We start from the raw sequence: 16,330 nt of genomic DNA, 5'->3' as shown, positions 1-16,330 counted from the left end.
ACCCCCTAAACAGCCCTTGTCCTGGAAGCTTGCTCTGAAAATTCACGCTGCATAGTTATTAGCTTATGAAAAAGCCCTTTCTTGGCCATTAATTCTTTATGAGTTCCTACTTCCACGATCTTACCCTCTTTTATAGCAATAAGACGGTTACAGTGCCTTAATGTTGAAAGCCGGTGCGCAATAGCTATGGTTGTCCTGTTTTTTGTAAGCTTTTCCAGAGCATCCTGGATCTTTTTTTCCGTCTGCACATCAACAGATGAAGTAGCTTCATCGAGGATCAGAATTCTCGGATTCCTTAGAATTGCGCGGGCTATGGAGACCATCTGCTTTTCCCCGCCTGATAAACTATTGCCTCTTTCTCCGACATCAGTATCATAACCGTCAGGCTTTTTAATGATAAACTCATGGGCATTGGCGGCAATAGAAGCTCTTATTACTTCTTCTCTGGACGCGCCGGGTTTTGCATACGCAATATTATCATATATTGTTCCGTTAAATAAGAAAGTCTCCTGAAGAACAATTCCTATCTGGCTTCGTAAATCTGAAAGTTTAATATTTTTTATATCTACACCGTCAATTCGTATCTCACCTTTATTAACATCATACAACCTGCAAATCAAATTAACCATAGTACTTTTTCCGGCACCACTCCTTCCTATCAATCCGATCATTTCATTTGGCTGTATCTCCAGGCTCATCCTTTTAATTACAGGCTTATACTTATTGTACCCGAAAGTTGCATTATCAAATTCTATTTTACCCTGTATTTCTTTCATCTCCACCGGCACATGATTATCCTTAATTTCCGGTTCAGTATCTACAATATCAAATACTCTTTCCGCCGCAGACAGAGAGTTTGAGATAGTTTCAACCATGCGGGTCAGAGTGCGTATGGGATTGTAAAACATACTCAGATAACCGGTATAAGCCACAATGTCACCCAAAGACATTTTATTCCTTAAAATAAATTCCCCGCCAATATACCAGACCAGGACAGTCCCGAACATAATAAATAAATGCAAAATCGGATGATAGACTCCCCATTGCCTTACCATCTCAATGCCGGAATCCCTGTATTCACCGCTTCTTTTTTTAAATTTATCTATTTCAACTTTTTCCTGGCCAAAAGCTTTTATTACTCTAATGCCGGAAACAGAATCATTTACAAGCACGGAGAGCATTGATCTTTTGTGGTAAAACTTATGAAAATAAGTCCGCACTTTCGGAAATATCCACTTTAAGAATATTACAGTCGGAATAATCGGTATCAAGATGTAGAGTGTCAACTCCCAGCTTAAAAATACCAAAAACGCCCCGACTCCAAAAAACATAATAATACCTTCAAGGGTAACAGGAACAAAGTCCACCAGTAATCTCTGAAGTTCACCGGTATCCTGATTAACCCTGGCTAGAATCGCGCCCGTCTGGTTCTTATCAAAATAGGACATTGACAGTTCCTGAAGTTTTTCATAAACCGCCGCGCGCACATCGTAAACAGTTTTGAAGCCGAGTGAACCTGAGAGTCTTTCCAGAAAAAATCCGCTAAAAAGCTGTTGAGCGGCATAGGAAAGAAATAAACCTATAGTTGCCCAAATAAGCCATCCTGAATTTGTAAAAGTTTTTGTAACCGGGTCCGGCTTCAAAATATAATCAATAAAAAGTTTGCTTAAATAGGGTGGAATTAATCCAAAAAAAGAGCCTATAACCATTGCCAGTACAATCAGAAGAATTGTCATACTGTAAGGCTTTGCAAAGCTCATGATACGGAGGAGAGTCTTCGATTTATCCGTGCATTTGGGGCATTTTCCAAATTCTTCAGGTATAGGATGATTGCAGATTTCACAGATTACTTTTTGCTTAACTCTGCCTTTAGTCGCTATCTCTTTTCCCTTAATGATGTTATTTATATCTTCGGCCACCTGATAAAATTCGGAATTTCTGGCGTTGGAATACAAAATAATACGGTAAATGTGTTTTCCGGTGTTCACTTCTAAAGCACTGCTCCCTATCAGATCAACTACCTCAACTTCTTTCAGTTCGCTTAATTTAAGGGTCTGAAGCTTTTCCCCTTTATCGGAATAAACAAACAGCTTTTTATTTGTAACAATAAGCCATTCTTCGCCAAAAGAGCCGTCTGCTTTTATATCGGAACTTAACACAATGAGAAGTTTTTCCTCGCGGAGGTTGCTCTTAACTATTTCTCTTAAATATGAAGGTAATTTTTCTTTTTCCATCGTCATTTTATTATACATCAATACTGCGTGTCGTTCAATACTCGAAACATAAGGAAAGATGCAGGCATTTATGCATAGTGATTGCTGTCTTAAGAATTTCTAACAGGCTGCTGAAAAACTAAAATAATGGACTTTAATCAGCCTGGTACCTCGCCATTTGCCCTCAAATGGCGGGTAAAATAATAAAAATTGCAGCTGAAAAAATCTTAAAAAGAGTTTTTCAGCAACCTGCTAAAGAGAGTTACTGTGCATCCAGAAACAAGCTTTTCATCCTGGTATTGTAACCCATTTCAATTATTACCCGTTCGACCTCTCTTTCATCCAGCTGTTTTATTTTTAGAAGATGTCCCTCGGTAAGGGTATTGTCGGCTATAATATTAATAAGGCGCGGATTTCCCCTGGAAGAAAAATGAATACACTGATAAGCTTTTTCGGTAAATATCGACTCATGCAAACCTGCAATTCTAAGCCGGTGTTCAATGTAATCTTTGGTGACAGAGCTTGTAGGAAACTCAGAAAGCACCACCCTTGCCTCGACTCTTTGCTGAAGCGGTTGATTTGTTGAAAGTTTTTCTTCAAGCGTCGGAAGACCAAAGAAAATACAGGAAAACATATACTTATTATCGGCCATAAAATCAACAAGTCCTCTTATCTCTTCAAAAACCTCCATATTTGCAATCATACTGGCTTCATCTATCATAATAATTATGTGCTTACCTGCCTCACAAATACTTTCCAGTTTACCCGCAACTTTCTCAAAGTAATCAGAGTTATTAACGCCTGAAAGATCCAAATGAAGCTGACGGCCCATCTTTTGCAGGAGCCAACCTGCACCCATATCGCTGTGAATACATACCAAAAGAAACGCTTCATATTTATCCGGGGCTGACTCAAAAGAATTAAATAACTTACGGCTTAAAACAGTCTTCCCCAGCCCGCATTTTCCATAAACTGTCGTTAACTGTTTTGAGTTTTCTATTGTCAATATCAGTTTGTTATAGGCTTCCCCAAAAGAAGAACTTGAATAAAAATATCTTAAATCCGGAACATTGGCAAAAGGCGGTTCTTTCAGACTATAGTAATCAAGATAGCTCATAATCTAATTTTAGCAGTGAAAACAGTGCTTTTCAATGAAAATATTGCCATCCAATATTTAAACATATACCCGGATCAATCAAATATATTCACCCTTATCACTTTATCCTTTTGATTTTATATCGTTTTTCATCTTTCCTTTTTGGTATACTATATACATGGATTATAAAAGAATCGGAGAAGACAAACCAATAAACGAGCAGGATGAACGGATTTTAGCACAAGTTATGCATAATATCATACTTGCTACTTACCAGCTCCGGCTCTACGACAACGAAAACCCCATATTTATGCAATCTCTTGATACCGTTGTCGGGTTTATGGAGATGCTCGCAGGCAAATTCGGGCATATCACTCTTGGAATTGCCGAAAATAAGCTTATAATAAACGGCAAAGAATCTGTTTCCAAAAAAGAAGAAAAAATATGGGCAGACAATTTTATCGGCCTTATGAAAAAAAATGAAATTAGAAGCGTTGATTTTCTTCCCGGAATTTCACCTGATGAGATAAAAATATTTCTTAAAGGACTTGCAAAGAAAAAGGGACTTCAGGCGGTACAAGAAGAACTGGCAGCTATAAATGCAGAGCATGTGAAATTAAACATTAATCTTTATGTAACCCTTGATTCCAGGGATGTCGTCCTTGAAAAAGGGGCGGATCTTCTGGCCTCGAAGGGGGAAAATGTCGAAGATATTCTTTCAACTATTCAAAAAGCAGCAGAAGAAGCAAGTAACTCCTTAAGCCTGGATGCGAAAGAAACCGCTAAAAATAAAATAATAGGACGCCTGCTCAGTATAGATGTACCTTCTTTAATCAAGCTTATAGAAAAACAACTGCCGTTTGAAGTCGAAAAAGTAATTGAGGAAAGTCTGGCAGGACTTCCTTTTGATAAAATAAAAGAAATAACAGAATCCCTGGTAAATCAGTATTCCTACCTTAAGCAGCAAAATAAAGAAAGCCCTGAAAAATGCACCGAAGCCACTGTCTCTCATTTTCGTGATATTTTTCACAGGTACACCTTATGGCTAAAAAACCAGCAGGTTATGTTCGACCTCTATGGCCTTGTAATGGAGAAAAACGCAGAAGAGCTTATGCCACCATGGATGAAGCCCTCTAAAGAGGATGTAAAAAATAAAGAAGATGTCAATGAGATGGTTAAAAGTCTTGTAGGCCTTGACCCCCAGGCTCTCATAAGCGCGGATATGACGGAAGATTTGAGTAATACCCTTGGTAAACTTGCGGCACTCGGGGAAACCAAGACAATAAAACAGTTGTTAAACAAGGTAAGCACCAACCTGTCCTCGCAGGACAAATCTGTAAGAGCAAAAGCTGCTGCAGTCCTTAAAAGCGGTTTTAACAAATTCAAGGATTCCGGTAACAGGGAAATTACAAGATATCTCAGCGAACGATTGAGAGATATTCTTGACGTGGAGAAGGACAGCGCCATTTATGGTAATCTAAGCGAGTGCATAAAGGAAGAAATAAATCAGGAAATCCTTGAAGGTAATTACGAAAATGCCGTACGACTGGTGGGTATTTTCAAAAACCATGAATTGGAAAACAATAAAAATGTAGCCGAGGTAATGGGGAAGCTTATCGAAAAAGAGAATGTTACTTTACTTATCGAGGATTTGGTCAACGAGAAATCAGAAGTAAAAGACCGCGCATTCGAAATTCTTGTTAAACTGAAAGAACAGCTTTATCCCCAGTTTATAAGACATCTCACCGAAACAGAACATCTGAGGAAAAGACGTATTCTGGCCGGATTTGTAAAATCTATGGGTGATGCTGCCATAGCCGAACTTGCAAATTGTATAACTGATAAGACACCCATTATGAATATTTATAGAATTATCGAAATTCTTGATGTTTTTCCCGGCCATCCTTTAGTCCTTCAAAGACTGGATACACTTACTATGCATTTTGATTTTAAAGTAAGGAAAGAGTCCTTGCTTGCGCTTTCAAGGATCGGAAGCCAGCAGGCTTTATCGATAATTAACAAGGCTTTAACCGATACTAATACACTGATAAAGCAGGAGGTTATAAGAATACTCGGAAATGCTGAATATCAAGAGGCTTTCTCAGGACTTAGACGGATTGCAGCTCCTAAATACCAATTCACAAAAGAGGAAGAAGAAACCCTGCAAATAGAAGCCTGTCTGGCTCTTGGTAAGATAAGACACCCTGAAGGTTTAAAACTTTTAAAGGAGATATTATATACTTCCCTCTGGCAAAAGCCTAAAAGCGTTCGGATACGGGGAGCCGCAGCTCAGGCAATCGGTTTAATTGGAGGAGAAGACGCCAGAAAAATACTTAAAAAAGCAAAGAAAGACAGGAACAAATACGTAAAACAAGCCGCCGAAGCCGCCCTCGCCGGATAGCTTAGGATATTTTCTCCAGCATTATCTTCGCTCTTTCCCCCGCTTTTGTATCCCCATATTCACGTACAACCTTATTTAAATAATGCTTCCCTTTGACGTTGTTTTTTATTTTATACAGATATATTTCTGCCATATAATGGAAGATGTGTCCGCAAACTTCTCTTTCCTCTGCTTTTTGAACCGCTTTTTGTAATTCCGGTATTGCACTTTCATAATGCCCCAAAGACTCCATCAGCTGCGCCAGTTGATAATGAGGCTCATAATCGGCAGGATTTTCATCTGTTTCTTTTTTATATTCTAAAATCGCCTTGTCATATTGTTTTTTTAATATATAAGCTTTTGCCTGGCTGTATCCTCTCTGGTATTTACTTCCCCTGTCGGAAAAATACAGAGTTGCCAGCAGCTTGTAGAAATAAAAACCTACAGAAATAACAACTCCAAAAAATAATAAAACCACTATTCCATTCCAAATAGAGATTATGGCACCTCTGCTTTTTGCAAACAGGAGACCTGCAATAACCACAACGACAGTGTTTACAATAACAAACAATATTCTGTACTCATTTATTCTGCCTACTTTATCTGCCAAATGTTCATCTTCAGAAGCCAATCTTCTTGTACTTCTTGGATCTACCTTCCTTGCATTTTGAACTCCATATTCAAATCTTATAGTTTCATCAATATATATTTTTGTTTGCGGGTAGTCAGAAGTGTATATTAGCTTCGCATTACGAAACACGTAATATTTTTCCTTTTCGTCTTTCGTGTTAATAAATTCAACTGCAATATTTTCTTTTGTTTTTTCTTTTATTGTTTTTGTAAGCGCTTCAAGATCCGGGGAAGGCTGATTATTTCTATATAGCAGATAAAAGGTGTCTTTGTCTATTTTTTGCGTTACTGAAGGATTAACTCCGTGGAAAAACACAGAGAGGAGGTGTTCCTGTTCTTTAAATATATATTCTAGATTATTTTTGCTCATCGGTTAAAAGCCTTTGCTTTTTCCGTTTTTAGAATTAAAAAGTCAGACCCCCAGCCGTTTGAACACTTTTTTAACATTCTTTAAATAGGCGTTCATATCAAAGCACGCTTCAAGTTCGTCAGAAGTTAAATATTTACTCACCCGCGGGTCTTTTAAGAGCAGTTCTTTAAAACTTCCTTCTTTTCTCCATACCCTCATCGCGCTGTCCTGAACCAGTTGATACGCTTGGTCGTAGATCATGCCTTTGTTTGTGAGAGCTATGCGAACTTTCTGAGAATACATAAGCCCCTGCATTTTATTAAGATTATCCATCATGTTTTCCGGATAGACGTTCAGATTATCCATGAGCCAGTTAAATTTATGAAGCATATAATCCAGTGTAATAGTACTGTCCGGGAGAGTCACCCTTTCTACGGAAGAGTGTGAAATATCACGTTCATGCCAGAGCGCAATATTTTCATAGCCGGTTATCGCATTAGCCCGGAGTAGTCTGGCAAGCCCTGATATTCTTTCGCAGGTAATAGGATTTCTCTTATGCGGCATGGCGGAGGAACCCTTCTGACCTTTCGCAAACGGTTCTTCCGCTTCGTAAACTTCCGTGCGCTGGAGATGCCTGATTTCAGTGGCAAATTTATCGAGGGATGAACCGATTATTGCTATAACCGAAAGATATTCAGCGTGCCGATCTCTCTGGATCACTTGATTTGAAACAGACGCATTCTTTAACCCGAGTTTTTTACATACTGCAACTTCTATAACCGGGTCAATATTTGAGAACGTTCCGACAGCTCCGGAGATTTTTCCGTAGCTGATTGTCTCTTTTGCCCTTTCCATTCTCACAAGGTTACGTTCCATCTCTTTCCACCAAATCGCAAGTTTTAGCCCGAAGGTAGTCGGTTCCGCATGAACTCCGTGAGTGCGCCCCATCATTGGAAGGTTTTTATACTGCTTAGTCTTTTTCTTAAGAATAGCTATAGTCTCTTTTATATCTTTTATAAGAATATCCGCAGCGGCTTTTAGTTGCAGAGCAAGTCCTGTATCAAGAACATCGGAAGAAGTAAGTCCCCTATGAAAATATATCGAATCCTTCCCTATATAACTATCCACACATTGTTTAAACGCGATAACATCATGTTTTGTTCTTTCTTCAATGGCTTCAATACGTTTTACGTTGATATCAGCCTTTTTCTTTATATTAAGGAAGGCTTTTTTTGGCATCTCCCCGCGACTCGCCAGAACTTCACAAACTGCAACTTCAACGGCAAGCCATTTTCTGTACCTTGCTTCATCCGTCCAGATACCGCCCATTTCAGGTAAAGTATAGCGACTTATCATGAAAAGCTCCTTGAGTTATAGTTTATAAGGTTTTTAGGTTTATAAAGTTCTTAAGGTAAAAACTCATATCTTTTTTTCGTTATGTCAACGAGAGTTGACATGTAAATATCCTTCCTCTCAAAAAAAGCTAACTTTATAAACTTTAGGAACCTTATAAACTTATTTTCTATTCTTTCTTTAACCCTAAATCTGTGGCAACCTGCTCAATGATAAACGGATCCACTCTGTCCTTTTTTTGTATAAAGGCCTCTAAAAGTGCATTATCGCAGGTAGCATTAATAATTCTTGGAATACCCTTGGTATATTCATAAGCAAGCTTACAGGCTTCAGGTGTGAATATTTCCCTGGCTGCACCGCCAACTTTTACGCGGTGATTAATATAACCGACTGTAGCATTCATATCAAGCGGACGAAGAGTAACCTTAAGACCTATCCTTGAAACCAGAGGCGGGTCAAGCTGCATAAATTTTTCAAGTTCAGGCGGGCCAAAAAGCACAATATTTAAAAGCTTGTGAGTACCTCCCTCAACATTTAAAAGACCCCGAAGCTCCTCGTAAATATCCTGTGTTTGAAGCATATGGGCCTCGTCTATTAAAATCACTGCCCTTTTTCCCGCTTCATCAATATATATTAATTGCTTACAAATCTGAGAAATCAGCATGGACTTATCTTCCGCCGGACTCTCAATACCAAGCTGTACCCCGATCTTTTTTAGCAGCCAGCCGGCAGTAATTTCGTGATGAATAATAATCAGTAATGCAACTTCGTATTTACCTTCTTCAGATTGCATTTTATCAAGAATTTTCCGGCTTAGAAAAGTTTTACCAAGACCTATATCCCCGATAACAACTGTAAGCCCCTTCGCGGAATCAATGGCATGCTGAATGCGGATAAGCGCTCCCATATGCTGATCGCTCTCATAAAAATAACGCGGATCCGGTGTAATAGCAAACGGCTGTTCTCTTAACCCAAAGTGCTGCTCGTAACTCATCTTTTCCTTATATTATCCGCCCAGGCGGATTTCGCAAAGATTTATGGTTTAATATTTAGACTTTATTCCACTTCCCTTGCTTCTTTTACTTCTCTTACTTTTTTTGCTTTTCTTGCTTCTCCTGCTTTCCTTGCTGTATTTGCTGCTCTTAAGTGTAATACCAATCTCCTACTTTTTTCTTTTTTGTCGTCTCATCTTTACTTTTCTGACCTTCAGGCTGGACTTCTCCGGAAGGTGCTGCTTCTTCTTGTTTTTTAATCCCAAGCGACTCAGCAACAGTAGCGATAATTTCCGGTCCTATTTGTTCTTTCTTTTCCAGATAGCCTTCAAGCAGCGCATTATCACTTATAGTATTTATAAGTCTTGGTACACCTTTGGAGGCGGCAAAAACCATCTCGCAGGCTTCAGGTGTAAAAATATCTCTTCCGGCTCCGGAAACTTTCAAACGGTGAGTCATGTAACCCGCCGTTGCTTTTTGATCAAGCGGTTTCAAAGTAAATTTAAGCCCGATTCGGGAAACCAGAGGAGGATCAAGTTGAAGATAATTTTCAAGCTCCGGCGGTCCCAATAGAATAATATTCAGTAATTTGTGGTTACGAGCTTCAACGTTTAAAAGACCCCTGAGCTCTTCATAAATTTCTTTAAGCTGAAGCATATGCGCCTCATCTATCAAAAGTACAGTCTTTTTCCCGGAGTCATCTATTTGAATCAACTGCCTGCAAATCTGAGAAATCAGGGTGGATTTATCTTCCGCAGGAAACTCGATACCAAGAGATAAAGCTATTCTTTTGATAAGCCACGCCGCTGTAATTTCATGATGGATAACAATAAGAAGGGAAACCTCATATTTACCTTCGTCTGCCTGAAGTTTTTCCAATATTTTCCGGCTAATAAAAGTCTTACCAAGCCCCATATCTCCTATTACCACACACAGGCCTTTTGACGAATCAATAGCATGCTGTACACGTATTAAGGCCCCCATATGTTGATCACTTTCATAGAAAAATTTAGGGTCCGGTGTTATTGCAAAAGGTTCTTCTTTTAATCCATAAAATTCTTCATAACTCATAGTTCTATTATTTTACAAGAAAATCCGGTATAAGTCAAGAAAAGCCCTTAACCCCACAGAGATTTCTCATGACCGAAAAATAAAAACGGGGATAACCTGCGAAAAGTGAGATAATCACCAATAGGACAATGGTTTTCTTTTTATTCTTTTTTAGTAGAAATGTTCAAACCTGCCGATATATGGATCTTTTTCTGTTTTCTTTTTCTTTTATTATATCTGCATTTCTCTAATTTATGAAAAATCCTTACGGCAAAAGTCCCAAAAACACACTTCGGATCCCTAAAAACGAAGTAGAACCAGTCAAATTAAGACTTACAATATATTCTTACTTCATACTCAGTGAAATCTAACCCGTAATCCCTCAAAACTTAAATACTGATCCGCCCAGTCTGACGTTTTCTACTTAGGATTTCGGGACTTGATATACAATAAGAAAAGTTATATACTAATTTAGAAAACAGAAGGATAAGTACGGGAGATTCAATGAAAAGTTTTTTAGCATCATTAAAAAGAGCTTTTTTCGAGGAGGCTTCTGCCTCTAAAAGAGATAAAGCATTAAACCTGTTTTTTCTCGCTTTATTGCTGATTATTCTTTTCAGACTTTGGTCCGGATTTCTGAACTTAAATTCTATTTATCCTGCTTCTGATTGGAATAAGGAATATGATTACTATTCCGTATTAAAACAAGCAGTAACCAACGGAATAACCCCTTACCATATTACGCGGGAATATCAGACCACAAACAGATTTTTAGCCATTCCCGAGGTTGACTTTTCACCTCAGATAATTCTTCTCAAATGGCTGGATGTCGGACAGTTCATGTACATAAACATTATATTTATGTTTATAACAGGGTTCTTCGGTCTTTTACTTCTCGGAAAAAAGCTCCGGCTTGGTTTTTTTGCTTTTGCCTTTCTCTCTTTAATTTTCTTTTTAAACGGTCATCTGGTCGCCCACATTTCCGGAGGACATTACATGTGGGTAGGATTTTTTCTTTTGCCCTACTTCTTTCTTTTTCTGCTTGAACTCTCCGAAGGAAAACATCTTTTAAGAGCAGCAGGTAAAATTTCCTTCTCTATCTTTTTCATATTTATAACCGGTGGTTTTCATATTGCCGCATGGTGCATGCTGCTTCTCTTTTTAACCGGAATTTCGAACAAACCTTTGCGGAAATATTCCTTTATTGCCATTTTATTTTCAGCGCTATTACTTGCTTTCCGGCTGGCTCCGGCATTAGCAACTTACTACGCAAATGCCGGTGCCCAGGTCAGAGGTTTTTACTCTCTTATCACTCTACTGGAATCCATGATAATAATGCATTCACCGGATTTTACACCTTTAGGATGGCAAAGCAGCTGGACAGAATATAACACCTTTATCGACCTTATTGGTTTTTCCGCTATACTGGTTTTTGGAATATATTTTTCCTGCAAAAAAGGAAATTCCAAAGATTTCTTTAAGCCTTTTTACTGGCCTATCGGAATAATGACTGTTTTAACTCTAAGCAAGTTCGGCTGGATGCCAATACCGCCCTTTAACTCGGAAAAAGTTTCCACCCGAATACTTATAATCCCCGTACTTTTCCTTACTGTTATTTCGGCCTCAAGAATACAGTATTTTATAACAAGAGCAAAAAAAACAGTTTTAATTGCTCTTGTTTCCGCGATACTTTTGATTTTACTTTGTACTTCCCTTTCAGTTAACATGAACGTTTGGAGACCAAAAGGAGTTGAAATGAAAGGCGGTTTTTCTTATACCGGTTCTCTGATTACAACTAAAGACGAGCCAAGATACAAAATGGTATTTGATGTGTCTGTATTAGTTTCAGGGGCTGCTTTCTTGTCAATTATAGGGCTACTTATAGCAACAAAACGTAAAAACAAATAACTAAGATCTAAATTCTAAGCACTAAACAAAATCATTGTACTTATTTTAAATATCTTCCTTTTTAGTGCTTAGTGCTTAATTCTTAGTAATTGTTTTTATATTATTTGCCCTTATAGTACCTTGCATGCTGAATAACAGAAGAGGTGCTTGATTTTTCTTCCAACTTTTTAAAATATTTAAAACCTGCACCATAAATATCATCTGTCCTATTTTCTATTAATCTGGCAGCTTCTCTGTCATCTTTTTCTATAAGAATCTTATGAGCCGCCCATTCCGCAAAACCTTCAGATATCTTATCCGACTGATTCTTTACCGCATTTTCATTCTGCCACGCATGCACAAACTCATGAGCAAGAGTATAAAGAGTCATATAGCGGGGCGTGCCAAAGAGAAAATATATGCATCCTTTTTTCTTTTCTGTGACAAAAAGCCCAAAAAGCCGGTCTTTCTCCTTGATATTATTTGAGGCAACCTTCTTCATCTCCTCCCTGCTGACCATCTTAATCGGTACAGTTTCTTTAACTCTCAAATTAAGTCTTTTATCCATAAAAGCTACAACTTCCATATAGATACTTTCTGCTTCTTTTAAATCAGCTACTGAACTGTCTCTGCAAGTGAGGCAAATATTCCGCTTTTTTTCCAGCACTGTCGCTTGCCCGCCGGGGATAGGAGAACTGCAAACATCACAAACATCTCCGGTAGAATGGCATTTATTACAATATATTTTCTCCGTTTCCAGCATTTTCCATGCCTGTCCATTTATAATCGCTCCACAACCTGCGCACTTGGGCAAAGAAGACTGACAGGAAGAACAAATATATATTTTTCCGTCATATATAAGATTGGCATCAGGACGTTTGCATATATCACATCTTCTCAGATTTTTATAACAATTTTCGCAGTAGACCACTTCGCCGTATTGTCCATTCCCTTTCCAGTACTGACCTTTTATTCCAAAGCCGCAGGAACTACAATTAAGACAATGCACAAAAGCATTGAGCGATATCATTAGCATTAGTATCTTCTTCATATCAGTATTATAGTCAATTATTTTAGATATTTCCATGGTCCAAATTCGGACCTAATGACACAGATACAAAAGAGACGGCACAGATAGAGAAAAGTGGAGCAAGTACCTGCTCTCTTGATGAATATCAATTTTTTATCCGGGCCATCAGACCATAATACTTAATTTTCCGTCTACTTTGTATTTCCGGTCAAACCCCAAAAACGAAGTAGAACGATTCAAATTAGAACTTAATAAAGCCTTCTTGTTTATTGTATAATCAGTGGAATCCAGTAGTTTTGCAATCTCATCAAAAGATCCGCCCTATATCACTGGTGGAAGCGGAATCGAACCCGAAATCCTTCTGAATTTTAATATTATGTAAGTCAATAACGACATGCTTTCTACTTCGGAGTTTACAAACAGCGTCTTTTGCTGTAAAATGGTTACATGAGCATAAAACCTGATAAATGGATAATAAAGATGGCGAAAGAAAAAGAAATGATTACTCCTTTCGCTGAAGCACAGGTGCGAAAAGGCGTTATCTCCTTTGGTGTCGGTTCTTACGGCTATGACTTTAGAATAGCAGACGAGTTTCAAATACCAAAAATACTCCCACTACTCGATCCAAAAAATATTCAGCCCGGAATGTTTGGCATAAAAAAAGCTGATTTTTGTATTATACCTCCGGGTTCTTTCATTTTAGGTAAGACTGTAGAGTATTTTAAAATTCCAAGAAATATTGTGACCATCTGTACCGGCAAATCCACCTATGCCAGAGTCGGTGTTATCGTAAATGTAACCCCGTTTGAACCGGAATGGGAGGGCTATGCGACCATATCCATAGTCAATTCTTCTTCTTCTCCCGTAAAAATATATGCAAACGAAGGAATCGGCCAGTTGATTTTTCTGGAAGCTACAGAAGTATGCGATATTTCTTATGCGGATAAAAAAGGCAAGTATCAGGCACAGAAAAACATAACACACGCAAAGATATGAAAATTTATCAACTAAGTCAACTACCACGGGCTCACGCCCGTGGGTTTTCTAAGGATTTACGCTAAATCTTAAATAAAACCATTGAACCTATATTATAATCTCCATTTTTTAATGCTTAGTACTTTATTCTTAGTGATTGTTTAGTTATTAGTGCTTTGATCTTAGTGCTTGATTTTCAGTAACCATACTTTTTCTTGCAGCTTTTATTCAAACCTGTATAGTTAAGGTAGACTGTTAACTCCCTTGTATTATCCAGCGGTAGTACGTCTCCTATCCTGCTTCGAAAGTCCACTTCCACAAGGTTGTTCATAATATAAAATATACCTGTAAATCTCCCTATAAGTTCATTTAGTGTAGTCGCGGTAAAAGATTGCCCCCCTGTACCCCTGGAAAGATTATCAAGGTTAGTCATATTTGCGCTGCCGCCAAAACCCACGCAGAAAGCAGCAATACCCGCTTTATTTATTTTTATTATCGCGGTTGCTTCTGTTTCCAGCTGGGAAGCATCATCCCCATCCGTCATAACAAGAATTGTTTTTCTGCCGGAGCGAAGACTGAGATCATCCGCGCCCTTAACAGCCCCCTCAAAAGTAGCTGTACCGCCTCTTGCATAGGCAGAATTTATTGCCGCGATCAACAAGGCTTTATCATTGGTAAAAGTCTGAGGTACTTCAACTTCATTATCATACAATACTATCTCGGCAAAATCCGTGGCCGCCATAGCATTAACGTAGGCAATCGCAGCAGTTTTAGCATCACTCATTGCGCTGGACCAACCCATAGAGCCGCTTCTGTCTATCACTATTGCCGTAGAAAGCGGGTCCGCAATATTATTGACCTTTTTATAACCAAGAACCACGCAGGGGGTACCGTTTTCTGAGGCTACAAAATTACCCAGAGCAAAATCAGTTATTGCGGTCCCGGTCTGGTCCTGCACCGAAACAAACGCCCTGTTATTCGGAAAACCAAAATTTTCCACCTGGGGACAGATAATCGACACCGAGGTAGTGGAAAGAGCCGGCTCTAAAAGCACGGCAGTAGTTCGTTTCGAGCAGCCGAGGAAGGAAGCCGAAAGATACAAGGCACAAACCGCTAATATGAATTTTCTCAGAATAGGAAGAATATTACACCTCCTTGAACAGACAGATGGTTGGCTAAGAACATACCGCCTTTGCCGGGCTCCCAGAGAAAATGATATTTAACCTCTCCAAATAAGGTAATAAAATCATTAATTCTCCACTCCGCTCCTGCGTTTATATTAAAACCCATAAAAAAATACATTGAAGACATATAACCCGAAGCGGGGGTATCCACCGTAATATAGTCAAAATAACCGCCGAGCCCGAGCCCTACATAAGGATGAAATATAAAAACCGGGAACGGATTATAATGTAAATAGCCGGTAAGACTCGCAATGTCTTCCGTCTGTCCATAGGTTCCTTCAGGTAAACTTAGAGGGATTTCGTCAAAAGCAAAACCAAAACTAAGATCTGAAGGTTTGTTTTTCTCATAAGGCCGTAAATGAACCTGCAGGCCTCCGTAATAATTCCTTCTGACATATGAATCATAGCCCGTGAGGAGTTTGGAAAGACCTCCAAAAGCTCCCAATCCAATTTTAATAATTTGCGCCGGACTGTCCGGCTCGCGCACATTTTTTATCTCAGCCTTCCTGATCATTTCGTCAAATTTAGACTCACCTTTTTTAGATTCAATTATTCCTGCAGATATTTTTCTGGCAATATTCACAGTCTCTGTTTTTAAGACACCCAGGGAAGACACTTTGAAAAACTGGGTATTTTTAATTTCATTGGTATCTTTATCGAAAACATTTATTTCAACAGTATATCTTCCCATAGTCTTGGTGATCATGCCAAGTATAATCTTATCGGCAGAAAGAAGCTTCGCAGCTTTCTTCAGGCAGGAAGCCGTCCGGCAGGAAGAGTCCTCAAGTTTGTTTTCTTTCAAAAGTTTTTCATATTCGTCTTTTTCAATTATTTCGTAAATAGAACTTTTTTTAAATTCCTCAACAAAGGCAGGGCAAGCGACAACTGCGGTAGAAAGAGGGTCATTTGAATAAACAAATTCCGGAATTGCAATTTTCAGTTTTTTATTTTCAGGGCCGGAGGCAGCCGGTGTATTACCTGTATCTTGTCCTATTAACAAAAAGGGAAAGAAAGAAAGAAGGGTAATTACTAAAAGTTTTTTCATTTTTTAATTATACACCAATAAACCCTTTTTTTCAACATTTTAGCCGTAAATGCAGCGATTCCGCAACAAGCAAATTAAGCCATAACTTTTGCACTGAAAAATCAAGGATTTTATTCTTTTGTGACCCGTGTTAATAATTATACGGG

12 protein-coding genes are annotated in these 16,330 nt (G+C 38.6%); 3 read left to right on the top strand and 9 right to left on the bottom strand.

The window, feature by feature from the left end; all coding sequences use genetic code 11:
* Nucleotides 1-5: 5 nt before the first annotated feature.
* Together A2536_02135 and A2536_02130 are read right to left on the bottom strand one after the other, a co-directional pair.
* Nucleotides 6-2,252, bottom strand: coding sequence for a hypothetical protein (locus tag A2536_02135; GenBank protein ID OGF47415.1), 2,247 nt, complete (start codon nucleotides 2,250-2,252; stop codon nucleotides 6-8).
* A 223-nt stretch (nucleotides 2,253-2,475) separates the two neighbouring features.
* On the bottom strand, nucleotides 2,476-3,330 hold the full coding sequence (locus tag A2536_02130; protein ID OGF47414.1) for a hypothetical protein: 855 nt from the start codon (nucleotides 3,328-3,330) through the stop codon (nucleotides 2,476-2,478).
* Nucleotides 3,331-3,487: 157 nt separating this feature from the next.
* Between A2536_02130 and A2536_02125 the strand changes: the two genes are divergently transcribed.
* Nucleotides 3,488-5,710, top strand: a complete 2,223-nt coding sequence (locus A2536_02125; GenBank protein OGF47413.1) for a hypothetical protein — start codon at nucleotides 3,488-3,490, stop codon at nucleotides 5,708-5,710.
* 1 nt (nucleotide 5,711) lies between these two features.
* Here the strand turns inward: A2536_02125 and A2536_02120 are convergent, their stop codons facing one another.
* The 4 genes from A2536_02120 to A2536_02105 form a co-directional block, all read right to left on the bottom strand.
* Nucleotides 5,712-6,689, bottom strand: a complete 978-nt coding sequence (locus A2536_02120; protein ID OGF47412.1) for a hypothetical protein — start codon at nucleotides 6,687-6,689, stop codon at nucleotides 5,712-5,714.
* A 42-nt stretch (nucleotides 6,690-6,731) separates the two neighbouring features.
* Nucleotides 6,732-8,024, bottom strand: coding sequence for an adenylosuccinate lyase (locus A2536_02115; protein ID OGF47411.1), 1,293 nt, complete (start codon nucleotides 8,022-8,024; stop codon nucleotides 6,732-6,734).
* Between the two features lie 166 nt (nucleotides 8,025-8,190).
* Entirely contained in the window at nucleotides 8,191-9,015 is an 825-nt protein-coding gene (locus A2536_02110) for a hypothetical protein (protein ID OGF47410.1), read from the bottom strand.
* 148 nt (nucleotides 9,016-9,163) lie between these two features.
* Nucleotides 9,164-10,084, bottom strand: coding sequence for a hypothetical protein (locus A2536_02105; protein ID OGF47409.1), 921 nt, complete (start codon nucleotides 10,082-10,084; stop codon nucleotides 9,164-9,166).
* A gap of 483 nt (nucleotides 10,085-10,567) precedes the next feature.
* Between A2536_02105 and A2536_02100 the strand changes: the two genes are divergently transcribed.
* Entirely contained in the window at nucleotides 10,568-11,971 is a 1,404-nt protein-coding gene (locus tag A2536_02100) for a hypothetical protein (GenBank protein ID OGF47408.1), read from the top strand.
* Nucleotides 11,972-12,071: 100 nt separating this feature from the next.
* On the opposite strand, the gene A2536_02095 is transcribed toward A2536_02100, so the two are convergent.
* The gene (locus tag A2536_02095) at nucleotides 12,072-12,986 is read right to left on the bottom strand and encodes a hypothetical protein (GenBank protein OGF47407.1); all 915 of its coding nucleotides are present in this window, start codon (nucleotides 12,984-12,986) and stop codon (nucleotides 12,072-12,074) included.
* A 441-nt stretch (nucleotides 12,987-13,427) separates the two neighbouring features.
* Here A2536_02095 and A2536_02090 point away from each other — a divergent pair, with 441 nt between their 5' ends.
* Complete coding sequence (locus A2536_02090) at nucleotides 13,428-13,976, top strand: dCTP deaminase (protein OGF47406.1); 549 nt, start codon at nucleotides 13,428-13,430, stop codon at nucleotides 13,974-13,976.
* A 175-nt stretch (nucleotides 13,977-14,151) separates the two neighbouring features.
* Here the strand turns inward: A2536_02090 and A2536_02085 are convergent, their stop codons facing one another.
* Complete coding sequence (locus A2536_02085; GenBank protein OGF47405.1) at nucleotides 14,152-15,057, bottom strand: hypothetical protein; 906 nt, start codon at nucleotides 15,055-15,057, stop codon at nucleotides 14,152-14,154.
* Between the two features lie 26 nt (nucleotides 15,058-15,083).
* Nucleotides 15,084-16,184: a hypothetical protein gene (locus A2536_02080; GenBank protein ID OGF47404.1), complete on the bottom strand. Its 1,101-nt coding sequence runs from the start codon at nucleotides 16,182-16,184 to the stop codon at nucleotides 15,084-15,086.
* Nucleotides 16,185-16,330 lie beyond the last annotated feature (146 nt).

The sequence above is a fragment of the Candidatus Firestonebacteria bacterium RIFOXYD2_FULL_39_29 genome, assembly GCA_001778375.1.
GTDB lineage: Bacteria > Oederibacteriota > D2-FULL-39-29 > D2-FULL-39-29 > D2-FULL-39-29 > D2-FULL-39-29.
The sequence above is the reverse complement of the archived record's forward strand: the minus strand, read 5'-3'. Positions and strand labels throughout refer to the sequence as shown.

Excerpts from the sequence above, each read along its gene's own strand:
- A2536_02135 (OGF47415.1), bottom strand. The coding sequence starts at position 2,252 with ATGTATAATAAAATGACGATGGAAAAAGAAAAATTACCTTCATATTTA.
- A2536_02130 (OGF47414.1), bottom strand. The coding sequence starts at position 3,330 with ATGAGCTATCTTGATTACTATAGTCTGAAAGAACCGCCTTTTGCCAAT.
- A2536_02125 (OGF47413.1), top strand. The coding sequence starts at position 3,488 with ATGGATTATAAAAGAATCGGAGAAGACAAACCAATAAACGAGCAGGAT.
- A2536_02120 (OGF47412.1), bottom strand. The coding sequence starts at position 6,689 with ATGAGCAAAAATAATCTAGAATATATATTTAAAGAACAGGAACACCTC.
- A2536_02115 (OGF47411.1), bottom strand. The coding sequence starts at position 8,024 with ATGATAAGTCGCTATACTTTACCTGAAATGGGCGGTATCTGGACGGAT.
- A2536_02110 (OGF47410.1), bottom strand. The coding sequence starts at position 9,015 with ATGAGTTACGAGCAGCACTTTGGGTTAAGAGAACAGCCGTTTGCTATT.
- A2536_02105 (OGF47409.1), bottom strand. The coding sequence starts at position 10,084 with ATGAGTTATGAAGAATTTTATGGATTAAAAGAAGAACCTTTTGCAATA.
- A2536_02100 (OGF47408.1), top strand. The coding sequence starts at position 10,568 with ATGAAAAGTTTTTTAGCATCATTAAAAAGAGCTTTTTTCGAGGAGGCT.
- A2536_02095 (OGF47407.1), bottom strand. The coding sequence starts at position 12,986 with ATGCTAATGATATCGCTCAATGCTTTTGTGCATTGTCTTAATTGTAGT.
- A2536_02090 (OGF47406.1), top strand. The coding sequence starts at position 13,428 with ATGAGCATAAAACCTGATAAATGGATAATAAAGATGGCGAAAGAAAAA.
- A2536_02080 (OGF47404.1), bottom strand. The coding sequence starts at position 16,184 with ATGAAAAAACTTTTAGTAATTACCCTTCTTTCTTTCTTTCCCTTTTTG.